20 protein-coding genes are annotated in these 26128 nt (G+C 40.7%); 8 read left to right on the top strand and 12 right to left on the bottom strand.

Annotated features, from left to right (window positions below):
• Positions 1-474 precede the first annotated feature (474 nt).
• A complete protein-coding gene (locus tag SFRI_RS10550) occupies positions 475-753 on the top strand; it encodes a hypothetical protein (protein ID WP_049763536.1) in 279 nt (92 codons plus the stop codon).
• A gap of 3 nt (positions 754-756) precedes the next feature.
• Here the strand turns inward: SFRI_RS10550 and SFRI_RS10545 are convergent.
• Positions 757-1934 (bottom strand): IS3-like element ISShfr6 family transposase gene (locus tag SFRI_RS10545; RefSeq protein WP_086019740.1). Its coding sequence is split into 2 segments (ribosomal slippage): positions 757-1676 and positions 1676-1934, totalling 1179 coding nucleotides; the frame shifts between segments, so codons are not numbered across the junction.
• Between the two features lie 497 nt (positions 1935-2431).
• On the opposite strand from SFRI_RS10545, the gene SFRI_RS10535 reads away from it, so the two are divergent.
• Entirely contained in the window at positions 2432-3508 is a 1077-nt protein-coding gene (locus SFRI_RS10535; RefSeq protein ID WP_011637509.1) for a PDDEXK family nuclease, read from the top strand.
• A gap of 643 nt (positions 3509-4151) precedes the next feature.
• Here the strand turns inward: SFRI_RS10535 and SFRI_RS10530 are convergent.
• From SFRI_RS10530 to SFRI_RS10490, 9 genes are all read right to left on the bottom strand, one after another.
• Entirely contained in the window at positions 4152-5255 is a 1104-nt protein-coding gene (locus tag SFRI_RS10530; RefSeq protein WP_011637508.1) for a PQQ-dependent sugar dehydrogenase, read from the bottom strand.
• A gap of 73 nt (positions 5256-5328) precedes the next feature.
• Positions 5329-6114 (bottom strand): alpha/beta fold hydrolase, encoded by a 786-nt coding sequence (locus SFRI_RS10525; RefSeq protein WP_011637507.1) that lies wholly within the window; start codon positions 6112-6114, stop codon positions 5329-5331.
• Positions 6115-6204: 90 nt separating this feature from the next.
• On the bottom strand, positions 6205-7059 hold the full coding sequence (locus SFRI_RS10520; protein WP_011637506.1) for a crotonase/enoyl-CoA hydratase family protein: 855 nt from the start codon (positions 7057-7059) through the stop codon (positions 6205-6207).
• Positions 7060-7069: 10 nt separating this feature from the next.
• Complete coding sequence (locus tag SFRI_RS10515; RefSeq protein ID WP_011637505.1) at positions 7070-7762, bottom strand: crotonase/enoyl-CoA hydratase family protein; 693 nt, start codon at positions 7760-7762, stop codon at positions 7070-7072.
• A 177-nt stretch (positions 7763-7939) separates the two neighbouring features.
• The gene (locus SFRI_RS10510) at positions 7940-8851 is read right to left on the bottom strand and encodes a bile acid:sodium symporter family protein (RefSeq protein WP_011637504.1); all 912 of its coding nucleotides are present in this window, start codon (positions 8849-8851) and stop codon (positions 7940-7942) included.
• A gap of 86 nt (positions 8852-8937) precedes the next feature.
• Positions 8938-10128, bottom strand: a complete 1191-nt coding sequence (locus SFRI_RS10505; protein ID WP_011637503.1) for a DUF2855 family protein — start codon at positions 10126-10128, stop codon at positions 8938-8940.
• 124 nt (positions 10129-10252) lie between these two features.
• Complete coding sequence (locus SFRI_RS10500; protein WP_041412947.1) at positions 10253-11230, bottom strand: alpha/beta fold hydrolase; 978 nt, start codon at positions 11228-11230, stop codon at positions 10253-10255.
• Positions 11231-11255: 25 nt separating this feature from the next.
• Positions 11256-11918: a nitroreductase gene (locus SFRI_RS10495; RefSeq protein WP_011637501.1), complete on the bottom strand. Its 663-nt coding sequence runs from the start codon at positions 11916-11918 to the stop codon at positions 11256-11258.
• A gap of 141 nt (positions 11919-12059) precedes the next feature.
• Positions 12060-14507 carry a TonB-dependent receptor gene (locus SFRI_RS10490; RefSeq protein ID WP_011637500.1) on the bottom strand — a complete coding sequence of 816 codons (2448 nt, stop codon included), beginning with the start codon at positions 14505-14507 and terminating at the stop codon, positions 12060-12062.
• A 574-nt stretch (positions 14508-15081) separates the two neighbouring features.
• Between SFRI_RS10490 and SFRI_RS10485 the strand changes: the two genes are divergently transcribed.
• Entirely contained in the window at positions 15082-16878 is a 1797-nt protein-coding gene (locus SFRI_RS10485) for an acyl-CoA dehydrogenase C-terminal domain-containing protein (RefSeq protein ID WP_011637499.1), read from the top strand.
• A gap of 261 nt (positions 16879-17139) precedes the next feature.
• Positions 17140-18879, top strand: coding sequence for a DUF885 domain-containing protein (locus SFRI_RS10480; protein ID WP_011637498.1), 1740 nt, complete (start codon positions 17140-17142; stop codon positions 18877-18879).
• A 127-nt stretch (positions 18880-19006) separates the two neighbouring features.
• Here the strand turns inward: SFRI_RS10480 and SFRI_RS10475 are convergent, their stop codons facing one another.
• On the bottom strand, positions 19007-19615 hold the full coding sequence (locus SFRI_RS10475) for a flavin reductase family protein (RefSeq protein WP_011637497.1): 609 nt from the start codon (positions 19613-19615) through the stop codon (positions 19007-19009).
• Positions 19616-20169: 554 nt separating this feature from the next.
• Between SFRI_RS10475 and SFRI_RS10470 the strand changes: the two genes are divergently transcribed.
• Positions 20170-20457 (top strand): sll1863 family stress response protein, encoded by a 288-nt coding sequence (locus SFRI_RS10470; RefSeq protein WP_011637496.1) that lies wholly within the window; start codon positions 20170-20172, stop codon positions 20455-20457.
• A gap of 793 nt (positions 20458-21250) precedes the next feature.
• Entirely contained in the window at positions 21251-21721 is a 471-nt protein-coding gene (locus SFRI_RS10465; RefSeq protein WP_011637495.1) for a hypothetical protein, read from the top strand.
• A 132-nt stretch (positions 21722-21853) separates the two neighbouring features.
• On the opposite strand, the gene SFRI_RS10460 is transcribed toward SFRI_RS10465, so the two are convergent.
• Positions 21854-22066, bottom strand: a complete 213-nt coding sequence (locus tag SFRI_RS10460) for a hypothetical protein (protein ID WP_011637494.1) — start codon at positions 22064-22066, stop codon at positions 21854-21856.
• A 1221-nt stretch (positions 22067-23287) separates the two neighbouring features.
• Between SFRI_RS10460 and SFRI_RS10455 the strand changes: the two genes are divergently transcribed.
• Positions 23288-24445, top strand: coding sequence for an iron-containing alcohol dehydrogenase (locus SFRI_RS10455; RefSeq protein WP_011637493.1), 1158 nt, complete (start codon positions 23288-23290; stop codon positions 24443-24445).
• A 256-nt stretch (positions 24446-24701) separates the two neighbouring features.
• Positions 24702-26084 carry an NAD-dependent succinate-semialdehyde dehydrogenase gene (locus tag SFRI_RS10450; RefSeq protein WP_011637492.1) on the top strand — a complete coding sequence of 461 codons (1383 nt, stop codon included), beginning with the start codon at positions 24702-24704 and terminating at the stop codon, positions 26082-26084.
• Positions 26085-26128: the final 44 nt, after the last annotated feature.

Here is a 26128-nt window from a genome sequence, read left to right as displayed (position 1 = left end):
TTTCAAACAGCGAAAAGGTCGCCATGGGGATTGATCCAGCTTTTAACCTCATTTGTAACCGTCTTCGGACTTATTCGAAAATGCTAACGCTTCCGATGGTACATCCTGTACCGCGAAAGCTAAGCTCACATCCATGTGAGCATCACGCTATTTTCTTCAACGTCCTCAAGTTCAGAGTTGAACCCTTCCATTTTAAAATTATGGCTGGCTGACTCATTTCTGCCCCAAAATCATTTAGCTCGAGGTTCCTGACCACTCTCTTATGTCAGTTCTCGACCAACTTTTCCTAATAGCAGATTATGAACTTAGTTGAGCATTTGCGGCTATACAGACATGTTCTGCAATTTGTAAGTGCAAGAAATATAAAGATAGTTTGAACAGTATGTTGCTGCTATGGTATCTGCATTTTATGAAAATATTATATAGACAATGTCTGCTGAAAAGACACTGTTAGGCTCTAAAGGAGAATAAAGATTGGACGCAGTAATAGGAAAAAACACTATTGTTTTATTGGGAGCAATGTTTACTGCCCTTATTGCGGGATATTTCGCGTTTACAAATCTCGTGGCATCAAAAGAAAATAAGATATCAGAATTTAGGCAGGAGTGGATTAATTCGCTCAGAAATTCTATCGCGCGATACATTTCATCACTTACATACCTATCAACACTTTATATTCATTATTCAGCGCGACCGGAAGAAAAGCGAGATAAATTTGAGATGGCTCGAGATGTGGAAGAGGTATATGTGTAGTGGTCAAGTAATATTGGCCACGGTTTTAGAGTCATTCCAATATAAACGTTCTGACTCATTTGGAGTTAACCCACCATTATATTGATGGGGTCTAGTTTCACTGTAATATCCAGTGATGTAATTTGTGATCGCTTTGTCTGCTTCTGTAAAATTCCCATAGCCACTTGCGGGTACCCATTCAGATTTCAAACTTCTAAAGAAACGCTCCATTGGTGCGTTATCCCAACAATTCCCGCGACGACTCATGCTTTGCTCAATCTGAAGACGCCATAATAACTGTCTGAATTTCAAGCTTGTGTAATGTGAACCTTGGTCGCTGTGATATATCACATTCTCAGGTTTCCCCCTTAACTCAAATGCCATTTTCAAGGCTTTAGAGGTCAGCTCGCTGTCAGGCGATAATGACAAAGCCCACCCAACAGGTTTGCGGGAAAATAAGTCTAAAACAACGGCTAAATATGCCCAACGATTACCGACCCAAACATACGTCACATCGCCACACCACACTTGATCTGGTTGAGTTACTGCAAACTGTCGATTAAGCGTGTTTGGGATCGCTACATGCTCTTGTGCAGCTTTCCTATAAGAATGCTTAGGCTGCTGACAGCTTAATAATCCAAGCTTTCTCATTAGATTACGGGCTCGATAACGACTGAGATTAATCCCTTTGTTAGTCACTAATTGCGCTATCGTTCTAGCACCGGCAGAGCCATTACTAATACGATGCGCGGCCTTCACTTCACTGCATAAAATAGTAAAGTCAGCATCGATATGTTCTTTTCTTTTTAGCCAATATTTATAGCTACTTCGATGCACTTTGAATGCATTACAAATTGTGAGAATAGAGTGGCTCTGCTTGAGTGCGCTGATCAGCGTAAATTGTTCATCGAGTCTGACATCAAGAGAGCGGTAGCCTTTTTTAGAATAAGATTATGCTCCTCAAGACGGGCTACCTGTTTCTTCAGTTCACGGATTTCAATTTGTTCAGGGGTAATGGGAGAGGCTTTTGGCGTGCCACCCTGGCGTTCTAGTTTTAACTGTCTCACCCATTTATCCATGGTTGATTTACCCACGTTCATCGCCTTTGCTGCTTCGATGATGCTATGGTTTTTATCGAGGACTAATTGGGCTGCTTCAAGTTTGAATTCAGCACTAAATGTTTTTCTGGTTATCGATCTCATGTGTTCACCTAAAGTCATGTACGAGGTAATAATATCACCTCTATTTAGGTGGCCAAAATAACTATGCCACTACAATGCGAGAGTCAACGAGTCATACAACGACATAATTTTTCGTATCAATGACAGTGAAAAAAATGCGAAAGGTAAGAAACTAAATGATGCCTTTTTGTCGGCGCTTTATAAAACAAGAGAACACTACCATAAGAACGAATTGTCAGATGCTAGAAAGGCTTGTGAGCCTTTGAGATAGGCAAGTAAACCGCTCCTAAAATATGAGTGGAGGCGCGTTAAATCTGGCGAGCTAAATTACAGAATAGCTAAATATCTTGCCATAGTTGTCTTGCTAAGCGGGCTATTGGCTGCATTTTCAAATGCCTATTACATGTGGAGTGAAGGTAACAATCATCACTCCAGTGTCGAAGAAAAGCCTAACAAATCAACGCAGCCGGCCGCTAACGCGGTGGCTGATTGAGGCGTTATACCTAATAGAGGAAATTATGGCACAAGAAGCAGCAGATATAGAAAATAGACCAAAAGAGTTATTCAAGCTTCCTAATTATGGTTACTTACCTTATGGTAGTTTTCAAATAGATTTAAATGGTGCTCTCGGTGATTTTTTGGGTCATGACCTATTTGATCTTGATGGAAATCAGCCGATAGAGGGCAGCATACTGAAATTGACGGGTGGTCTGATTAATGTAAACTCATCAGATGAAGCTATTGAATTTTATCGTGGGCGTGGTGACGATTTTCAAATGATCAATGTAGTAGTTTGTTGCTATGCATTTGAAGAAAGAGATGGTCAACTTTTTGGACTTCCATACCATTTATCGTTAAGACCTGCACAAAAAAGAGGACTACCATCATCCGTCGGAGTTGATTGGATCGATAAAATCCACTTGGAGCGCATTTTAGATGGCAACCCAGATTATATGGGGTTCAATCCGTTTTCAAATGCGTTTGGTTTGTATTGTGTTGGTGAAGGGATGCCAGTTAACAAGCAAATGTGTTCAGATGTAATAGGGTTTGTTTATAACACCTATTTTCTTGCATCAAAATACGATAAGTCAGACGTTTTAGATCCCGGTTTATGCACATCACTACTCGGTGAAAGTAAGGCTTTGCTCAGTGATTACCGAAAATTTAGGTTCTCTCGATACTTTAAACCATTTGATAACATCGAACCGGTAAAAATCTGGGGGTGCGACTCTCCTATAGAGCTTTTCTTGCTTCAAGCTATGCACAGTTTCGGGCTAAAGCCTACAATTCAAACCCACATCCTAACAGACGGAACTATTTTTCCAACTTTGCAAACAATGTGGGAAGGTGGTGTTAGAACTAAAGCTTTGAGCAAGACAATCACAGAGGTTGATTTTTACTTTGCTGAACAGCGTGTAGCGATTTTTGTTGATTCTGTAGCTCATCATTCTTCTGAAGAAGCCATTGCTAAAGACAAAACAATAGATGACAAGCTAGAAGCTATAAGAATACGCAGTATTAGAATTTCGGGCCCCGATATCATGAACTCGCCGATAGCTTGTGCTCAGCGTGTCTTCGACATCATCGAAAATTAGGTATAACAAACGTCTAAGGCCTCAACATACTTTTCCTAATCTAACAGAAACGCTATAGAGCACCAGTTCTAAAACGCTTTTGTCTAAAAACGAGCTAGTTACTGCTTGAAAATGTCTAAATTCAACTCTGAACTTGAGGCCGTTGAAGAAAATAGCGTGAGCCCAGACATGGATGTCTGGCTAGCTTTAGAGGGGAAGGGACGCCCCATCTGAAGCGTTAGCATTTTCGAATAAGGCCGAAGCAGACTACAAACGCAGTCAGAAGATGGATTACATTTCCGTCGCAATTTTTTCGCTGCTGTTGTTTGGTTAGAAAGCGAAAATGTTGCCGGAACGCTGAGGGTTTGCAAAGGCTGATTCATAAACAAGAATGCGCTTTACCCCTTTGCTCTGGTGTGGGCGAAGCGCCACGACGTTAGTGGCCGCAGGCCATAAAGTACAATAAAAAAATAACACCTGGATCCCGGCTCAAAAGCATTACCGGGATGACGTGAGAGTTGCGACGACGAGAAGGGGGGTTAACAAGTTTTGTACAATAGTGAGTTTGATACTAATCAAAATTGATTATCAAAAAAGACACACATTCTCTGAAAAATTATCAAACGTTACCATGGTCGTACAGCTAAAGCTTAACGCTTGGCTTTTATTGCTTGGTATAACTAATCCGATACACGGCATTGGCAAAGTCATCAGATACCAAGATAGAGCCATCTGCCAGGGTCATCACATCTACAGGGCGGCCCCAGCTTTGTTCACCTTCAAGCCAACCCGTAGCAAACTGCTTATAGTCAATCACCTTATTTCCCTCAAGTGCCACTTGCATAATGCGATAACCCACTTTGTTAGTGCGATTCCACGAACCATGCTGGGCAATTAAGATTGATTGCTTATAAGCCGCTGGGAATTGATTACCTTGATAAAACTCCATGCCTAATGCAGCAACATGAGCACCTAAGGTTAATACCGGAGGCGTGTTGAGTGTGGCGATTTTGGGGTTAGTAAAATCCGGATCGGCAATGTCTGTGTTGTGAATATAAGGAAAACCAAAGTGTTGGCCTTTTTTGCTCACACGATTAAGCTCATCATCGGGTAAATCATCGCCCATCATGTCGCGGCCATTATCGGTAAACCATAACTCACCTGTTTGTGGGTGGAAATCAAATCCAACACTGTTACGTACGCCTTGGGCTACAATAGTGGTTTGTTTTGTTTCAAGATCTAATTGTAAAATACTGGCAAAGGGCTGCTCACTTTCACACACATTGCAAGGCGCGCCGACGGGAATGTACAGCTTTCCATCTGGGCCAAAAGCGATAAATTTCCAGCCGTGATGGGATTTGTTAGGTAACTTGTCGTACACCAATTCTGGTTTAGGGATCTTGGGTAATGATTGTTCAATATCAGGATAACGCCAGATTTTATCGACTTCAGCGACATACAAACTGCCATTATGGTAAGCAAGACCGGATGGCATAAACAAATCCGTTGCGATAATGATTTTCTTGTCAGCTTTAAAATCATTATCACTGTCTATAAGCGCATAAACATTGCCTGCTTTACGACTGCCTACAAAAACAGTTCCGTTGTCACCAAGTGCCATCTGGCGTGCATTTTCTAAGTTTTCGGCATACACATCGATGGTAAACCCTTCTTGTAATTTGATCTTATCCAGTGGTAATGCAAATGATGGATAAGAGACACCCATTGCTATGATTAAGGTTGAACATAAACTAATTGATTTCATCATATAAGTGCCTCTTAAAGTAGATTGTTTATCGGTATGAGTTATTTGAGTTAGTTGCCGAGAGCTGGGTTAATTATCACCAGTCTTTAATGATCTGTTTGACCATATTGGCGGTGTTTTCTGGTTGTTCTAATGGAAACATGTGTCCGCCATTGGGTAGGGTCATTAACTCGATGTCGTTCAGTTTTGCAAACCGAACAAAATGTTTAATCGGGAATATCTGAGTCTTTTCACCGTAAATCAGTTTTGCTGGCACGGTCAGTTTGTTTTTGTACTTAACAAGGTTGGTCGGTAAATGCCTGAAAATGTCGGCTTCGACGGCAGGAGAGAAGCTGAGCTCTAAACGTTTATTGCGTAGCACCACACTTGATGATGCATAGTCTTGTAAGCAACGTGAATCGAAATTTTTAAACAAGGTTTTCTGTGAAAAATAATCAACCAAGTTAGTGTTTTCTGGCCATTGGTTCTGGCGTGTTTTCGCTTTACCGGCGGGTGAAAGCTTATCAATGTAAGGTGTGCGCTTAATAAAACTCAGCAAATGTGAGAATGCGCCGGTGACGACAGGTGGATCGAGCATCACTAAACCTCGAAAAAGCTCAGGATGTTGGCAGGCAGCGATAAACGATATAACACCGCCGAATGAATGCCCAACACAAATGACCTTTTCATCTTGCTTCTTAATAAATTCAACAAGTTCCGTGACTAAGTGTTGCCAGTTATTGTGTATTGGGTAAAGTACATTATGGCCAAACTGATTGTGGGCTATGGTTCTAAAGTCGTTATCAAATTCTTGTAGGAATGTTTTATAGCTGCCCGCGGGGAAGCCGTTGGCATGCACAAGGTTAATTAATGGTTTTGTCATAGTTTGCTCTAAAGGGTTAGCGCTATTAATGATTAAATTAATTCAGTCATGAGTTAAGTTAATTGGCAATAACGCGGGTGTACCCAATGCTTAGAATATTTTTAAAGGATCGATTTGTGTTAACTCTTCAAATTCAGGCGCACGGTTTTGCGCTTTCGCTTTAAATATTTCCATCATGTCGTTTTGAGGTTGGAACATGCCGCTTTGCCATACCGACATGTAATGTAAACTGTCGGCGACACTGTGGTCACGTGCATAGTTAATCATCTCTTTGCAACCGGTAACGGCTAAAGGCGAGCGGGCGGCAATGTCTGCAGCAATGCCTAATACAGCAGTTAGCATTGATGCTTGGTCTTCATACACGTGATTGACTAATCCAGCTGCTTTGGCTTCTGCCGCAGGCATTCTTCGACCTGTGTAGGCTAACTCTTTAACTAATCCGATTGAAATCAATTTAGGTAAACGCTGCAAGGTCCCTACATCAGCGGTCATGCCGAGTTTGGTTTCTTCGATGCTAAAAAAAGCGTCGCTGGTGCAATAACGGCAATCTGCCGCGGTGACCATATCGACAGCACCACCAATACAGCCACCTTGAATGGCCATGAGTACAGGCATACGGGCAGTTTCAAGCACATTAAAGCAATCTTGCAATTTGAGCACTAAACGGCGTAAGTGGTCGTGTTTACGACCTAATTCGATATTATCGTCGCTGTTGCTTGCATTGAATACCGCTAAGTCCATACCGGCACTAAAATGCTTGCCTGTAGACGAGATAACAATCGCGCGAGCCGCAGATTGATTATTAATCTCGTGTATTACGCTTGGAAACTCATGCCAAAAATCGACGTTCATTGAATTTAATGCGTCAGGTCGATTGAGGATGATGTGGGCCACTTTATCGTTAATGTCGACAGAGAGCGTTTGGTAGGTCTTTTGCGATATCATATTTATATCCTTATAAATTCAATGTAATAAGCTTATCTTGTTCTATTGCTGCATCCAAAGAGGCAAGAATAGACTGACGCTCCTTTAACTTGGTTCCCAAATGCGCAGGCATGTTCAGTGTTTGCATGTGTTTAGCCACGGCGTGTGCAGTGTCCATGAGTTGTTCTGGCTCAACCACTTGATCAAGAAAACCTGCCAATACAGCTTGTTCTGGTGCAAACAATTCAGCATTGATTACCGCGCGCGACAGATAATTTTGCGGAATACGATTACGCGCGATTTCAATGCCAGCCTGATGCATTGTCATCCCAATAGCCACTTCGTTTAGGCCAATTTTAAATGGCCCTGTGCTGCCAATACGGTAGTCACAGCTGAGTAGTAAAAATGCGCCTTTAGCAATGGCATGGCCTGAACAGGCACCAATAATCGGTGTTGGGAATGACAGCATTCTGCGAGCTAATGTTGAGCCCGCAGTGACCAAAGCAATTGCAGCTTGTGAACTTTGCTTCATGGTTTTAAGATCGTAACCGCCAGATAAAATACCAGGTTGGCCAGTTAATATGACAACCGCATTTTGTTGTTCTGCGTGGTCTAATGCACTGTTAATTTGAGCGATGACTTCAGGCGATATTGCATTCACTTTGCCATTGTTCAGGGTAATAACATGTACATTGTTTTCGATTACTACGGTGATCAGTTCCATTGTTTACCTTTCTTCTTGTTATAAATAGTTGTTATTAAACGTTATAATGTAGAGCGCTAACAATGCTTACTATTTCATTGTTCTCGTTAGGTATTTTAAAGAAGTCTGTCTAAATATTTTTGCGACTAAATCATCACTGACGATTCGCGCGGAGCTCATCGTCAGTGTTTTATTAGCCTAGGCGTTATCGGCCATCACTTCACTATTACTTTTTGATTTAAAATACTTTGAATTTAACATACCCGCTAGAATCCCTGCGGTAAAGAGCATTGTGAGTGTGTAAATCGCGGGCGTGAAAGACATCTTGTAGTTAGCTAACAGTGTTAATGCCATAAACATTGATAAGGTACTGTTTTGTAAGCCGACTTCAATCGTAATCGAGGTGCGTTGCGCCAAATTTAATCCAAACAATTTACTTGAATAATATCCAAGTAGCATGGTTGAGATATTAAGAATAATCGATACTGGCCCTGCGGCGATAAGTGCTGGAATAACGATATCTTGCTGAATATACGTTAAAAATATAATCAACAACGTCAAAAACAATATGCCAAAACGTGACACATGAACTTGAGTGCTTTCTGCTATTTTAGGTGCGTAACGTCTTATCATCATACCAATTACAATAGGCACAATAGTCAGCTTCATTAAGCTGAACATCGTTGTAAGTATTGGCAACTGAAATTCATTGCCTTGCCCCATAAAGTGAATTAACGAATAGTTAAGTACTACAGGAATAGTAAACACGGTAATTAAGCTGGCCACCGCAGTCATCGTGACCGACAGCGCCACATCACCTTTTGCTAAGTGAGAAAACATATTAGAAGTCGTGCCGCCAGGGCAAAGTACCAGTAACATAACGCCTACAGCGTATTCTGGTTCTAACGGCATAATGTTAGCTAATCCAAAACCAATAATAGGTAACAAAAGCAGCTGGTTAGTTAGTCCTATCGCAACCGCTTTAGGGTACTTAAGCACGCGTTTAAAATCATCTGTCACTAAAGACAACCCCATGCCCATCATAATTAAAAAGATGCAAACAGGGATAACTTGCGTGTTAACAAATGTCACTAATTCAATATCTTTCATAATAACCTCATTCAAATATGACCTTTATTGGGCCGATAACGTCCTTTTTTATTTTTCTACTATGAGCGTGTTTATACTGGGTTTGTTTATGATGAACTTGTATCAAACGAGATGATTTGGCCAACCGCGGCATCAGCGGTGCCTGTTAACACTTGTTGGTAAATATCATTAACGTGGTGAAGATGATGGGTGTGGGATAGGGTGATGTTAGAACGACAAAACTCGATATAATTGAGTAACGATTGATTCATTTGTTTCATGGTTTCACCAACGCCCCATTCAAGGCTACGTTTTTTCAATTGCGTTGGTGCAAAGAAGAATGTTGGAGTCGCACCTGGTAGCAGACCATCACTTTGTGTGTCTGTTAAGTCAATATCGCCATGATGGGTTGCACCGATCCGACATGAATAGCGCAGTTGTTGGTTAAAGTGGTGATGAATGGCGGCTAAGGTTTTTTTACCACCGGCCATGTCCACTAAGATGGATGAAACATTGGCATCTAGGGTGGTGATGTCGTTATAGCTAATAACGTGATCGTAACAACCTAATGATTTAACAAAATTTAAATTGGCCTCGGAGGTAATACCAATCGCACTGCGTTGACCTCTTTGCTTAATGGCAAAGGCGAGGGCAATGCTGGTTTTACTGGATGCACTGGTAATCAGATACTGAGTCGTATCGAAATACTGATTGTCGAACATAAAGTCATCCACTAGCCAAGACGTGGTGAACAGTCCGCGTAATAAGATGTCGTAGTCTTCATTTTTTTGCTGATAAAAAGGATTAGCACTGACGCGATCAAAGCGCGCATAAACCGGAGATAGGCCTTCTCTGCATGGATTGAGATCTGAAAATCCCGTAGGGTTAACTTTACCGCCAATGATTTTGAAATGAGACGCCATCGGCATAAATCCCCATACTCGTTCACCAACGTTGATATCTTTATTATTAGATGACACCACATCGGCAAACCCCATCACAGGTAATCGTCCCCATTGAGTGTGTTGAACTGTATTAGCTTTAGACGTAATCGAATTTGAAGCAGTATCCAAAGGGGAATTGTTAACAGGAAAGAATTGCCAATAACCTAATGCATCACAAGTGATGCCATAGCTGATGTTATTTGCGGTTAACGCGAATTTACTCACTTTAAGTAATACTTCATTTTCAGCCAATGGCAGCTCAATATTAAGCTCAACAACACGTGTTTGTGACAAGTCATTTTTAGCCACTTCAAATACGAGTGCCTGTTGAGTTTGTGATGTTAATGTCGTCATAAAATCCCTTTATCGTTATTATTATTTGTTTGTTATTCAGCGCACTATATTGAGTTTGTTTTACAACAAGCCTTTAACTAAGGGTGTAATTAACTTGTTGTATTTAAATGTTTTTAAATAAATATTAATCGTTTATGAAATTATTAATGGCGACATTCACTTCGTCTGGTCTTTCGTGTTGTAGCCAATGACTGGTGTCTTGAAAACGTTTTATGATGCAGTTAGGCACATAATGATGGATGTCATCGAGATTCTCATTAACGAAGGCAAGGTCTTGTTCGCCCCATAAAATCAATGTTGGAACATTAATCCGTATATTGGGTACTTTAAGCTGCGATGCTTGTTTAACGGGACTCGATTTAGTTGTGTCATTCTGAGTAGCTGATGTGTCTAGAGATGATGCAGCTGTTACCTTGCAACGTTGATTATCTGTGTCATTTTCTGCCAGTTGTGGCATAGCGCGATAATATTGCAACATGCCATTTATTGCACCTTGTTGACCCCAAACTTGTTTATAACGTGCTTTTACATCGGCGGTAAACACGCTTGGGTTTGTACTCACCATGATGTCTTCACTTAAATAGCGATAATCATCTTGCGTTAATAGTGACTCACCCGACGCGCTAATTAGCTGATGAATATAAGCACTTTTTTTGCGTTGCAGTGGATTGTTCATCATCTCGCGAGTGAAAGTACTTGGGTGGGCAGCATTAACAATTATCAGCTTACTGATTAACTGAGCATGAAACGCCGCTAATGGCCAGGCGATAGCGCCGCCCCAATCATGTGCGACTAAAATAACAGGCTGAGTAGGGCTAATTGCAGCAATAAACTTGGCCATAAAGCCGATAAGATTGGGTACAGCATAAAAACTAACATCGTCGGGTTTGTCGCTTAAGTTGTATCCCGGTAAGTCAGGTGCGATAACACGATAATATGGTGAGAAAAAATTGAGTTGGGCTGACCATGTTCCCCAGTATTCAGGAAATCCATGTAGAAAAATAATTGTCGGTCTTAATGCCGTTTCATCAGTGGATTGTTCAGATTCAACGTAATGAATATTGACGTTATCCACTAAAATGTTTTTATGCTCTAGCTTCATATTCAATCTCATTAGTCATGACTGGTTAATCGAAAAATGCCACTGCGTTTTCAATGGGTTCACGATCGGTACGGGTATTGTTTACCGCTGCACTGTCATCGGCGTAACCAAATGACATCCCAAATAAAATACCGCGCTCGGCTGGGAGGTTTAGTATTTCTCGTACTGGGTCGGGGAATTGCCCTAATGCACCTTGCATACAATTAGATATGCCATGATCAGCCATAATCAATGACAAGGTTTGAGCATATATACCTAAATCAACAGCGCCCATAATGTCTAAGTATTTATCCATAGTGAAAAACACCGCATGTGGCGCATCAAAAAACTGCCAGTTGCGTACCATCGCCATTTGGCGGGCTTTTTTATCTTCACGTGCGACACCAATTGAGCTGTATAAGGCATTTGCTGAGCCAAATTGGCGGTCACGATGTACACCTTGATATTGCGGTAACCAATTAAAATCAGGATTAGGTGAAGCACCGCTCATGAGAGTTTGCATAAATTTTTGCTTCAATGTGTCTTTTGTCTGACCAGACACCACGCAGGTTTGCCATGGTTGTACGTTGCAATTTGAAGGTGAAAGTTGTGCATGCGCAAAAATCAAATCCAAGGTTTCTTTGGTAACCGGTTTGTCAAGAAAGGCGCGTGTTGAAGAACGGTTTTTCAATATTGATTCAATAGACATATTGGTGACTCTTATTGTTTTATGGATAGTGAATTTATATCGCTATTAACGATTTAAATCAGTTAGTTGTTTTTGGTGTTAATAAATAAGGTCTGCAGTGGCAGTAGAGCGTTATTATTGCCCTGCAGACTGTTTGGTTAATTAAAACTGGTACGAAATATTGGCTCCAAAGGTCCGAGGTTGATTTGGATAACCATTAAAGCTGCCCGCTTGAATTGGAGGTGGAAATGCCGACAACAGATACTCATCGTTGGTTAAGTTACGCACCCAAAGCTGTAAACTAACGCCATTATCAAACGCTAGTCCTGTACTTGCGTTAAAGGTGTTTACCTCGCGAGATAATGATTCAGGAGTATTTTCAGCCAGTTTAGTATCACTCTCGAAAAGGTAATCGGTACGAATGTAACCATCTGCACCGTTAAACACTTCAAAGTTATACACGATACCAGCAGTGATACTCACTTCATGGATACCGGCAGGTTTTTCACCAGATAAATCAACTGGACCGTCTAAACCCGATGCGCCAACAAATGAGTCGTATACAGGGTCAAGGAAGGTACCTGCTAAGGTAAATGACCAATCTTCAGTGAGGTTATAGTTAGAGTCGAACTCAAGGCCTTGAGTACTTTGTTTACCCGCATTGGCAAGAACATAGCCCGTGCCAATGAAAATAGATGACTGAAACCCTTCAATGGTTTGATCAAATATCGTTGCGCTAAATGATCCATGTTCAAATTGAGTTTTAATACCCAACTCATACACCAGCGCTTCTTCGGGAGAGGCATATCGGCCACCATAAACCTGATTGGGAAGTGCTATGCCTGCTGTTTCTAATGCTGATTGATCTGATGCGAAAGGACTTGAATAACGCGATAAATTCCAAGACGTGGCTTTAAAACCTGTAGCTGCAGTAGCGAAAATATTGACATTGTCGGTGATTTCGTACGATAAGCGCAGCGACCAAGTGGTTTTACTGTCATCAGACTTATTGTTTTCTACAGCATTAGGCAATCCCAACATAGGCGGTAAAAACTGTAAACTTTCAATAACCGGTACAGCAGGTGCAAGCTGAGGAATACTGCCAATCGGCACACCATATAATGTTGGCACTGTGGCTAAATCAAGCGCTGAAAGTACATCGGAATGTTGTTGGCTAATGTTGATTTCTTTTTGATCGTTGGTGTAACTCACACCAAATATCGCGGTAAAATCGTCGTTGATATGGTAATCAAAGCTGGCAAAGATCGAGTAAGCATCATTTTCTTGTTCAAACTCAGAACTTACGGCCGAATCACCTGAGAAAAATGTACCGGGATCTAAGCCATAAGCACCTTCTACTCCGGCTAATAAACCTGGAGCGCCACCAGCAGCCATCAATACATCAAAGTAATTTCTAATGTCGTTACCATAATATAAGGTATCGCCAGTGGTGACCTCTTCATGAAAAACGAAGGCGCCAAACATCCATTCTAGCTGACGATCTCCGGTAGACGTTAAACGAAACTCTTGAGTAATCGTTTCGATATCGGTGTAACCGCCTTCATTTAATATATCGAGAGAGGTGTAATCGACATCATTCATAAAATCAGAATCATTGGTACGAAGTGCACTGATGGATGTAAATGAATAACCATCAAAATCAACATCAAGTTGCAGTGATACACCACTGTCTTTTACATTATTGTCTGGATCTGAGTTAAGGGTAGATTGATAAGCAAATGATCCGGTTTCATCAAGATCCATACCACCGAGCGCACGAACTGCAGCGGTAGTAGGGCCATTAATTGAGTTTTCGACAGAACAACAGGCTTCTTCAATTTTGCTATAGTCTGCAATTAAGCGAAGTTTTACATCTTCAGTTGGCTCGTACAGTGCCTGACCTCGAATATTCCAACGGTCACGGTCGTTAATATCGTCTAATCCCACTACACTTTCAGTAAAACCATCACGGGTGTTTACACCACCTGAAACACTGAATGCCAAATTATCCGTTATACCATTGGTGTAATAACCTTTAATTTCTTTTTGGTTGAAATTGCCTACGCCAACTTCAATCTTGCCTTCTTGATAATAAGCCGGTTCTCGAGTGGTAACGCTAATGACCCCAGCGGAAGCATTTTTACCAAATAAGGTACTTTGCGGGCCACTTAAGACTTCAATTTGCTGCAGCCTTGGTAAATCACCTATTTGAGAGGCCGCTCGGGAGCGATACACACCATCGATAAATACCCCAACAGAAGGCTCAATACCCGTATTGTTAGTGCCATTACCAAAGCCACGAATAGAGAAGTTAGTGTTAGTAGAGCGTTGTAATGGGGTGACGCGTAGCGTCGGAACGAGGGTTTGTAAATCTGTTATATCCATTACTTTAGCTTGTTCTATTGCTTTGCTACTTACTACCGTAATGGCAACAGGTGATTCCTGTAATCCTTTGGCACGTTTAGATGCTGTTACGACAATTCTTTCTATATCGTCAGCATTTTTTTGTGGTTTTTGTTTTGCGTCTTCAGCATTTGCTGCTGAACTTATTACACCCATAATCGCAAATGCGAGTAAAGATTGCTTAAAACATGTTGATTTATTATTCATTTATTTCCCCAGACGATGACTAATCGTTATTAAACAAGCTTGCCAATACATTGATTTACAAAAGATATGCATGACGCTTAAGCGTTCTTGTTCGTAATTTGTAAATATATAGCGTTGTAAAATTAGCGTTATTCAATAACATCAAGGGGATTAATCAGCTTCATATTCAATACCAAAAACATGTCCTGAAAATACGTCATTACCACTTATAGTGAACAATTAACCGCCAAATCATGCTAGGGGGTGTTTTATAATTAAACAAATCAATTATTTTAATACGCTACTATTCATATAAAGAATAATGCATTAATCAATAGCGCACTCTTACTGTTTTGAGCCATGCACAGGATGAATAACTGCTTAAAGAAGTGTGAATTTTATGACGTAGTGATTGATATCAGTCGAATAATGGTCGTAAACTATAATTCAAACGAATGTATACATATTATTAATATGCATTTGGATAATACTTACAGTTAACTTAGCATCAGTAGTACAAACATTATTGGTATGAAAGGTTTCATCCAAATAATCACTAACTAGATATCGATTGATAATGACATGGAGAGTAACAATGCCTGAATATAAAGCCCCCATTCGTGACGTAAAATTTGTTATGCAAGAGCTGCTAGATTGTGAAGGGCACTATCAGCGTTTGGGTTACCAAGATGCCAGTATCGACATGGTTGATGCCATTATTGCTGAAGCGGCAAAATTAACTGAACAAGTTGTTGCACCATTAAATCAAATTGGCGATCAACAAGGTTGTACCTGGAAAGACGGCGTTGTAACCACACCAGACGGATTTAAAGAGGCGTACGCACAATATGTAGAAGGCGGCTGGCCAACGTTATCTCAGTCTGAAGAGTTTGGTGGCCAAGGTTTACCTCATTCATTAAATATCAGTATTGCTGAGTTGTTTTCCAGCGCGAACCACAGCTTTGCTATGTACCCAGGCCTTAGCCATGGCGCATTAGCCACAATTGAAGCCCACGGTACAGAGGCTCAAAAACAGCAGTTTATGCCAAGCCTAGTAGAAGGTAAGTGGACTGGCACAATGTGTTTAACAGAGCCACATTGTGGTACTGACTTAGGCATGTTGCGCACCAAAGCTGAACTGCAAGCTGACGGCACTTATTCATTGAGTGGCACTAAAATCTTTATCTCAGCAGGCGAGCATGATCTGTCTGACAACATTGTGCATATTGTTATTGCCCGTATTCCTGGTGCGCCAGAAGGCAACAAAGGTATCTCGCTATTTATCGTACCTAAGTTCAACGTTAATGAAGATGGCACAATTTCAGATAGAAACGGCGTGAGTTGTGGTTCTATTGAACATAAAATGGGCATTAATGGTAACGCTACCTGTGTGATTAATTTTGATGGTGCAACTGGGCATTTGATTGGTGAACCTAATCGCGGCCTTAAGTGCATGTTTACCTTTATGAATGCTGCACGTATTGGTGTGGCAAGTGAAGGTGTTGCGGCTGCTGAAGCATCATTCCAGGGGGCATTAGCCTACGCAAAAGATCGCCTACAAATGCGTTCAATTAGCGGTGTTAAAAACCCTAATGGCCCAGCAGACCCAATCATTGTTCATCCAGATGTGCGTAGAATGCTATTGACCCAAAAGTCGATTGCTGAAGGCGGCCGAGCGTTAATTTCGTATCTTGCCCAGCTAGTTGATATTGGCCATGCCGAAAAAGACGAAGCCATTAAAGCTGATGCTGAAACTAAGTTAGCCTTGTTAACACCTATTGCTAAAGCATTTTTATCCGAGCTTGGTTTTGAATGTACCAGCCACGGCGTGCAAATATTCGGTGGCCACGGCTTTATTAAAGAGTGGGGCATGGAACAGTTAATGCGCGACACCAAGATTAGCTGCTTATATGAAGGCACTACTGGTATTCAGGCATTAGACTTACTGGCTCGTAAAATTATTGGTACTCAGGGTGAAGTATTAAAGCCTTTCTCTAAAGACGTTACCGTATTCTGCCAACAAAACATGGACAACCCAGCCATGGCTGAGTTTATTAAACCGATTATGTCTTATGCCAAAGAGTGGCATGAACTGACCGTGTTAATTGGCGGCAAAGCGATGAAGAACCCGGATGAAATCGGCGGTGCATCTGTTGATTACTTAATGTATGCCGGTTATGTGACACTTGCTTTCTTCTGGGCAAAAATGGCTAAAGTGGCACAAGACAAATTGGCTGCAGGCACCACTGAAACTGCGTTTTATGAAGCTAAAATCAAAACCGCTCAATTCTTTATGCAGCGTATGTTACCAAGAGCCAAAGGCCATGCGGCATGTATTGCCAATGGTGTTGATTCAATGATGGCACTAGATAGCGAAGACTTTGCTTTTTAATTGAGCAATCATCTAATCCGCTAATATCGATTATATTCTCGATAGAACAAGCCGCAGCGTCAATCGCTGCGGTTTTTTATTGGGTGCGACTTAGCGATATGTTCATACTGAGTGTTTTTATCATCACGACGTTAACTAAAATGGCTTTATCCATAATGGCTGATGATCACTATTCGTTACAGATTAGTTAATTCAGCGCTCATCACTTTAGATCATTATTCGGTTATAGTAATCACTTCATAATAAAAAAGGATTAAGCCGATGCCAGGCAAAATACTCACGTCTGTGATTCCACTACTTGCTCTTATTCCGTTCGCATCATCAGCGGAATCCTGGGTTGATGTCAGTAATGCATACACCAATAAACAAATCAAAATCACTAGCCAATTCCAACCGGAAATGGCGAGCTCGATTGGTATAACAGAGGCTGACGGTCAGTGCAGTAGCATTACTAAGGCACAACAAGATAAGTATATTCGCACGCTAGAAGCCAGTAAAAAGACCTTACTACAAGCGCTTAAGACAGAAAAGTCATTGCCTGTTCGTCAAGATCTCAACATTATTATCAATAATATTGATCAGACTATTGCCTCTGGTAAGTTAGAAGACAAATACATGCTGCCTTGGGTAGATGTGCCGTTAATTGTCTTTAGAGGTGTTTCAGCATTATTAGATGATCAAATGTCTGATACGCGTAAACAAGCGGCTAATACTCGTTTAGCGTGTTATGTCGGTAAAACGGGTCAACCTGCATTAACTGAACAAGCAAAAACCTTATATGAAGCCGCATTAGCCAACAAAAAGTTAATGGGGCCAACAAAAGAAGAAGTAAACCAAGCACTGGCAAGAACCGATACCTTATTGCAAGGTTTGCAGCAGTTGTTTGAGAAAAATGAATTCATAAAAGCCGATGAGAATCTGTCGCTACTAAAGCAGCAAATTGCTGATTACCGTCAGTGGGCAGAAAAAACTGTAATTCCGACTAGCCGAGATGACTTTCGTTTACCTTCAGAGATTTATGCTTTAAAACTCAAAACGGTTGGCATTGATATCGAACCTGAGTTGTTGATTGAACGTGCTAAAGCCAGTTACATGATAACCAAGGCGAATATGCAGGCGTTAGCTCCCTTGGTGGCACAAAAATTTAATATGCCATCTAGTGATTATCGCGATGTGATTAAAACACTGAAAAAAGACTCTTTAGCCAACGATAAAATTGAAGATCATTACAGAGCTATTAATAAGAAACTTGAAGGATTAATCACTCAGCAAAATGTGGTGAATTTACCTGAACGCGACATGATTATGCGATTGGCGAGTGAAGCAGAAGCGGCGGGCAGCCCTGCACCTCATATGCTGCCACCACCGTTTATTGGTAACACAGGTGAACAAGGCCAATTTGTACTAACAACAGGTAACCCGGCATTAACCGGTGACGCTGCTTATGATGACTTTAATTTTAATGCCGTTGCTTATACATTAAGTGCCCACGAAGGCAGACCCGGTCATGAATTACAATTTGCGGTCATGTTAGAGCAGGGCGTGTCTTTGGCCCGTGTGTATTATGCTTTTAACAGTGTCAACGTTGAAGGTTGGGCACTGTACGCCGAAGCAGAAATGTTGCCATATCTTCCTATAGAAGCACAGCTTATAGCGCTTCAACACCGATTATTACGTAATGCCCGCGCGATGTTAGATCCGATGTTAAACCTAGGTCTAACAACAAAAGAAAACGCCTATACATTGTTACGCAATGACGTGGTGTTTTCTGAAGCGGCAGTGAAACAAGAAGTAGATCGATACACTATGAGAATGCCTGGGCAGGCTGGTAGTTACTTTTATGGCTTATCACGATTATTAGAAATCCGAGCCGATGTAGAAATTGCCCTTGGTGATAAATTTGACCGCTTAGCGTTTAATAACTTTGTGTTAGAGCAAGGGTTAATTCCACCAAACCTAATGGCTGAAGCCGTTAAAGAACGCTTTTTAACTAAAAAGTAAAATACGTTGATATTGATAAAATCCCATTTAGTTAAATGGGATTTTATCAAATACGACTCGTATTCTGGCTATTTTATGTAGCCGCATCGCTATAAATTACCTTAAACACTATAAAATTACCTCACAACTATTTTTTAGCATAAGGCAAACGAGCCAGTTTATCGCCTGTGTAGTAACAATCGAGCCCGCTAATCGCTACCGTATCAATGGCTTGTAAATCTATAAAACCATCCGTTTGCACCGCATTATCGTCTACATACACATCTACTATTTCACCAATAACAAACTCAGTACCATTGATAGCTAAATGTTGATGCTCTACTAGTTTAACTGAATATTTTAGGCGACTTTCTTTTACAAAAGGGGCGCAAAAGTCTGATAGATATTCAGGCGTTAATCCCGTTGCTTCAAACTCTGATTCATCTTTATCATAACGAGCAGAAGTTTGATGAGCTTGCTCATAAATGGATTGATTGACGTGATTAATGGTATACAAACCGGTTTGCATAATATTTTCAAAGGTATGACGTGGCACACTATGAGGCCGGATTATCATACCCATTAGCGGGGGATTTGCACCGAGATGAATGACCGAGCTCACAATAGATAAATTAGTATTACCTTGTCGATCTTGTGTGCCGATGAGATTGGCGCTTTTAAATCCAGACAACGAATTAATAAAATGTGCGCGAGTACGAGTTTCAAGTGCGTTTATGTGCTCTTTAGAAAAATGCATTAATTGTCCTTAACACTTAGTCGTGCAACCTTATCAATCAAATTCGTAGGTTCACCAATTAGATCTACATGTGGGATATTGTACGTAAATGTGTATTCTGTGGAATCTAGACCATAAATCATTTCATCTGATTACGTATTTTCCTGTAAATAACTCATTGCTTTTATGGTAGTTATCCATTGATATTAAATAGTAAAATCAATTGCATCATGATGTCTATAGTAAAATTATTGTTAATCTCACTGTGTTATAGCTTCTTTATTAAGATGCGGCATATTGGTGAATTGCTTTCGTAAAAACGATCATGTAATTAATTTGATTAGTCTATAGTTAGTTTTTACGAGCAAAAGTTGCAAATAGATCCATTAAAATCTCTTCATAACGATATTACATGAACAAGGAATAATGAGGCATAAGTGAGTAATATGCCGCGTTGCGTGGTAACGTAAATTTATGCCGGTAAAGAATCAAATATGCTGAGGCCCAGTGATTCAAATAAACTAGAAACACTTAAAATGTATAGCGTATCCAATGTATTTAAAAGGACAATCATTATGAGCAAGAAACAAGCATACGAAAAAAAATTGCAGGCGCAACTTGACGAGTGGAGCGCAGATATCGACAAACTGAAAGCAAAAGCTGACGCTGCAACTGCTGATAAACAGCTTGAATACTACAAAAAAATAGAGGAACTTCAGTCTATGCAGGACAATGCCAATAAAAAGCTTACTGAGCTTAAAAAGGCTGGGGACGATGCTTGGGAAGACATAAAAGTCGGTATTGATAGCGCATGGGATTCACTTGGCTCTGCATTTAAGTCTGCGACGTCAAGATTCAAATAAAATGCTAGATAATGGCTATTCGAGTTAAAAGTCATCCAATATTATGGCGACCAATCATTAATGTGTTTATATATTAAATGATACAAGCAAGTATTAACATTGGTCGGCATAGCACCGATAAATAGAGACTTAAAGTAAGCTTATAATTACCGATTTGGCAGATAATTTGGTTTCTCCATTTGATTACCCTAAACAGGTTACCGTAGGCATTTACTCTCTAGCACTATAAATATTTCTACTACGCTTGAAGAAACCAGCGTAAGTGGCTTTCTCGATGCGGTCGAATTAATCGGCCATTAATACTCCATAGTGTGTTACCCTTCAATTAGTAACAGCGTAGATAAGCGCTGTTGAGTGACTTCTTCAAGTTCCATTTATTTTCATTTAGTAGGCGATTTTAATATTGATCATGTTCAGCTAACTTGATATTTAAAAACAAGAACAATACGGGTTGATGACAATCAACTTGTTAACTAAATAAAAATATTAACTTTATTTCGCTACTGCATCATTTTGGCGGTAGTGATATCACATCACTTCATTGTGCCCCATTCAATTTTTTAAGACATTAACAGTCAAATTAACCCTCGCATGAGCTTAAAATGATGTTTTATCATCTGTTGCCATTATCGCTACCTTATCTACATTAACCTCTGGGGTGATAAGCCTGTGACAATCAAGAGTTGTTAAAAATAATCAGCATTACATTGAATGAAGATCAAAACCTAATTGTGTGTACAACTTAATAGCTGAATGAGCGACGCTATTTTATAAAATATTAAAGGCTAAAAATATGAAAAAACTGTTTAATAAGATTTTCGCTGGGGTTCATCTGTTCGCAGCTGTAATTCTTATCATATTATCCTTGATAATTATGCTGTGGTCTATTTATGAAGTCATTTCCGGCATTCAGTATGACTCTGGATTTATCCCATTAATGCTTCAATCTGTCGCAGCTATAATCATAGCCGCAGCCATTATTGATGTTGCACAATATATGATGGAAGAAGAGGTTTTTAAGGACAAAGAGCTGCGGGATCCCAAAGAGGCAAGACGAACAATCACAAAAATCATTGTCATTATTACCATAGCAGTCAGTATTGAAGGATTGGTTTTTATATTTAAAGCCGGAACGAAAGACCTTAGCCTTTTACTCTATCCGGCTTTACTTATTATGGTATCAGCGATTTTGATTGTTTCGCTTGGCGTATATCAAAAATTAAGCGCTACTATAGAAAAAAGAGAAGAGGAAAGTGAATTGTAACAGTATCAAAAATGATACTTAGTTATTACGGCTTATATGAACATTTTTCGCCGCTATATGCGGCGATTCTCTTAAGCGAAAAGTGGTCATCTAAATAGAGGTGACATCAACACACTATATTCTTCTGTTTAGCTATTTTTCAGGAATATCTTCAAGTAATTTGATGATAGTACGATTATTGTTTAGATGGGCTAGGTCAAGTAGGTAGCTTTTCTCAAGCTCTTGCATCGGTTCATCTGCCAATAATTCCTTTACTAACTGCTCTTCATCATTTGCAATGGCGGTTTTCAAGGCTGCAAAAGTCGCGATACTGTGTTTATGTTGATCAGTATTGTTAGATCCCATTAGTTTCGCTCCGTTAATTGTTCGATAGTTATGTTATAGCGGGTTACTCACACTAACAATATAACCGTGTATGTTGCAATCAAAGTGATAGTAAATTCATATCAAATCTGACCCGATGACATAGTCAGTTGATTAAACGATTTGATGTTAGTTACATACATTAAGTAAACCGTAGCGGTTTTTTTGAGCCTGCGCAATGAGTAGAAAGCGTTACAGAAAACGCCACTTTTGCTATTGACCAAGTTTGGACACGTTTACACTCTCTCTAATCTATATCTTAGTAATATTATGGCTGGCGCTGGGGTTATGTTGTCATTCTCATTATGTTTTTCTGCATAATTTTTCACATTGTGAACAATTCATACAGGTAAAAGTATCATTGCTAAAATGCCACAGAGATGCCTACGACTTACTCTTACACGCCAGTTTACATTCATCAAAATAAGCTTGCACAACTTATGCAGTATTTAACCTGTTGGTTTTCACGCACGTTAAGGCTTATTTAAAACGTAGATGCTTTTCTATCTATGTATATAAACTTCAGAATTGTTATCAAGCAGATGTTATGTTGCTAATAACATACGCTGATTATAGTTAGTCCTATCATCATTTTTATATTCAAACAAAACTTAATCCCAATCGTTAGTATTGTTAAAAGGATGCACTCAATTACATCCTTTTAGTCTGAACTGTTTACAACTATTAAGATTTATTAGCCTAATTGGAAAGGCTAACATTGGTATGTTAGTGTAACTAAACCGTAAAATATAATTTGGTTTATTTAAAACGTCACACTAACAGTGATTTTAATTATCTGGTTTTAATATGGTTAGCGTCATGCTGAAAATATATTTTAATATTATATCTAAATATAAATTTCTTAAATCAGAGGTAATAACGAGTTTTATACTTAAATATCGTATTGACATATTCAAGTGGTTACTTTAGGTGGTTTACTCATTTAGGAAAAAATAACAATGTAGATATCAAGTAAGTGAATATGATCAATGCATTTTATACGATCTAGGAAATTACCATGAACGGCAAAATAGCGATATTGGCGATGCTGTTGCTAAGTCTCTTATTTATCGCCTGAGTTACAAGCTGTCGCAGTATATGTGTTCATCAGGCCTGCCTATATTCGAATACTAGACACAGAAAAATTGACGTATGTCAGCATAAACGTACGCCTTCACATTGAAACAGAAGGAAACATAGAATATGAACAACTTTGACTTTCACAACCCGACAAAAATTCTCTTTGGTAAAGGCCGAATCGAACACCTTAACGATCATATTCCAGTAGATGCAAAAGTATTGATTATCTATGGCGGTGGTAGCGCGGAACGAACTGGTGTATTAGAACAAGTTAGAACAGCACTATCTGGTCGCACATTAGTCGAGTTTGGTGGTATAGAACCAAATCCTCGTTATGCCACGACTCTTAATGCCGTCAAAGTAATCGTAGATAACAACATCACCTTTTTGCTTGCCGTTGGTGGCGGATCTGTCATTGATGCGACTAAATTTATCGCGATGGCGTCGCTTTATGTAGGTGACCCCTGGGAGATCCTTACTGCCGGCACTGCAAAAGTGACCGCGGCAATGCCGTTTGGAACTGTGCTTACATTGCCTGCAACAGGATCTGAAATGAACAATGGTGGGGTGATAACCAACCCTGAGAAAATAGCCAAGCTTCCTTTTAGAAGTCCACATTGCTACCCAATTTTTTCGGTCCTCGATCCTGAACTCACCTATACGCTGCCTGCGCGTCAGATTGCCAATGGCGCTGCAGATGCCTTTGTCCATATTATCGAGCAGTATCTGACTTATCCCAGTGGCGCACACGTGCAGGATGGTTTTGCCGAGTCTCTGCTACGCACCATTATTGAGCTTGGCCCTAAAGCGCTAGAGACACCAGAAGATTATGACATTCGTGCAAGTCTGATGTGGACAGCCACACTGGCTTTGAATGGATTAATCGGTACCGGAGTGCCACAAGATTGGGCTTCTCACATGATCGGACATGAAATCACCGCGCTCAATGATACAGACCACGCCCGTACTCTTGCCGTCGTGTTACCGTCACTATTGAATGATCAGCGTGGCCACAAGCACGAAAAATTACTGCAATATGCGAGCAATGTTTGGGGGATCACCGAAGGCACAGATGCTGTGCGAATTGACGCAGCAATAGACGCTACACGTGCGTTTTTCGAGCAATTAGGGATCAAGACTCGATTGAGCGACTACGGTATTGCCGCAGCAGAAATTGAACTTATCGTTAGCGCTTTGCAGGAACATGGCATGACAGCCCTTGGCGAACACAAAGACATCACCCCAACTGATGTCCGTCGCATTCTTGAAGCGTCACTTTAAAGGAGATTGAATATGACACAAAAAAACTCGAAGAAGGTTGGGCTAAAAATACTCTTGATGGACTCATTGGTCTTATGAACTGGGGGAAACGTCGGCAAGCTAATGCGCTATGTTGCTAAAAAGTAAAATATCAATTCAGTACCATCTTGATGGTACTGAGTTCGCCCTAAGGCGATAGCTTTTGCAAAAAAAACCGGGAGGGCGGTTGTTAAATACCAGTCTCCTGTTGGTACATTACCCAAAAAAGGTAAATATTATGACATATGAAACACGCAATCCTTACACTGGTGATCTTCTGGTAACGTTCCCAGACGCAAGCGACTCAGAAGTAAAGCAAGCAATTGAAAATGCGCATGATGCTTTTTTACTTTGGAAAAATACTGGGTTTACTGAGCGTGCGCGCATAATGCACGCCGCCGCCGAATTATTACGCCGTGACGTTGATTATTATGCCAATCTGCTCACCATTGAGATGGGTAAGCTTATATCCGAAGCCAAAGCCGAAATAGCGTTGTCAGCAGATATCTTCGACTACTATGCAGATAACGCACAGAAATTGCTGGCACCACAAAAGCTACCGGTTGCCGACGCTGATGCGGAAATTTTGTGTGAGCCGCTGGGTGTATTATTGGCGATTGAACCATGGAACTTTCCTTTCTATCAGGTTGTGCGTATTGCTGCACCGCAAATATCTGCTGGTAATACCTTGTTGCTCAAGCACGCGTCTAACGTTCCGCAGGCTGCTGCCGCATTCGAAAAATTAATGCTCGATGCTGGTTTGCCTCAAGGTGTGTTTAAGAATCTGTATGCTACACGGTCACAGATAGAAACTATCATTAACGATCCGCGTGTTCAGGGCGTAGCATTAACGGGGTCTGAAGGGGCTGGTGCAGTTGTTGCCGCACAGGCAGGCAAGGCTTTGAAGAAATCGACCCTTGAACTTGGCGGTGCTGATGCATTCGTTGTTTTAGCCGATGCAGATATGCAAAAAACGATTAACTGGGCTGTTCTAGGTCGACATTGGAATGGAGGTCAGGTTTGTGTGTCATCAAAACGAATGATCATTGTTGATGAGGTGTATGATCGGTTCCTCGAAGGTTATATCGGTAGTGTTGTAAATCTTAAAGCGGGCGATCCGTTTGAACCAAGCACAACGCTAGCACCACTGTCATCTAAGGCGGCAGCCGATGAAATCAAAGACAAGATTCGCCAGGCGGTTTCTTACGGGGCTACAGCAACTGAGGTTGGGCCAATTGTTCCCGATTCAGGCAATTTCGTTCAGCCGACCATATTGACTGACGTTGCAGAAGATAACCCTGCACGCTATTGGGAATTTTTCGGTCCTGTTTCTATGCTGTTTCGCGCCAAGGATGAAGATGACGCGGTTCATATAGCCAATGATTCACCGTTCGGTTTGGGCGGTTCGGTATTTACTGCCAACCCAATCCATGGTGCAGAAATTGCGAAGCGAATATCCACAGGTATGGTCTTTGTCAATCATCCAACAATGGCTAAGGCGGATTTACCATTCGGTGGCGTTAAACGTTCAGGTTACGGCCGCGAGCTGGTCGGTCTTGGCATCAAGGAATTTGTTAACCACAAACTTATCGCCATTGTCGACATCGACGCTCCGTTCTAGCGCTAATTGCCAATCCGATGTCTAGTCGGATTGGCTTATCCAGT

The organism is Shewanella frigidimarina NCIMB 400 (assembly GCF_000014705.1).
In the GTDB taxonomy this organism is placed as follows: Bacteria; Pseudomonadota; Gammaproteobacteria; order Enterobacterales; family Shewanellaceae; genus Shewanella; species Shewanella frigidimarina.
The sequence above is the reverse complement of the archived record's forward strand: the minus strand, read 5'-3'. Positions and strand labels throughout refer to the sequence as shown.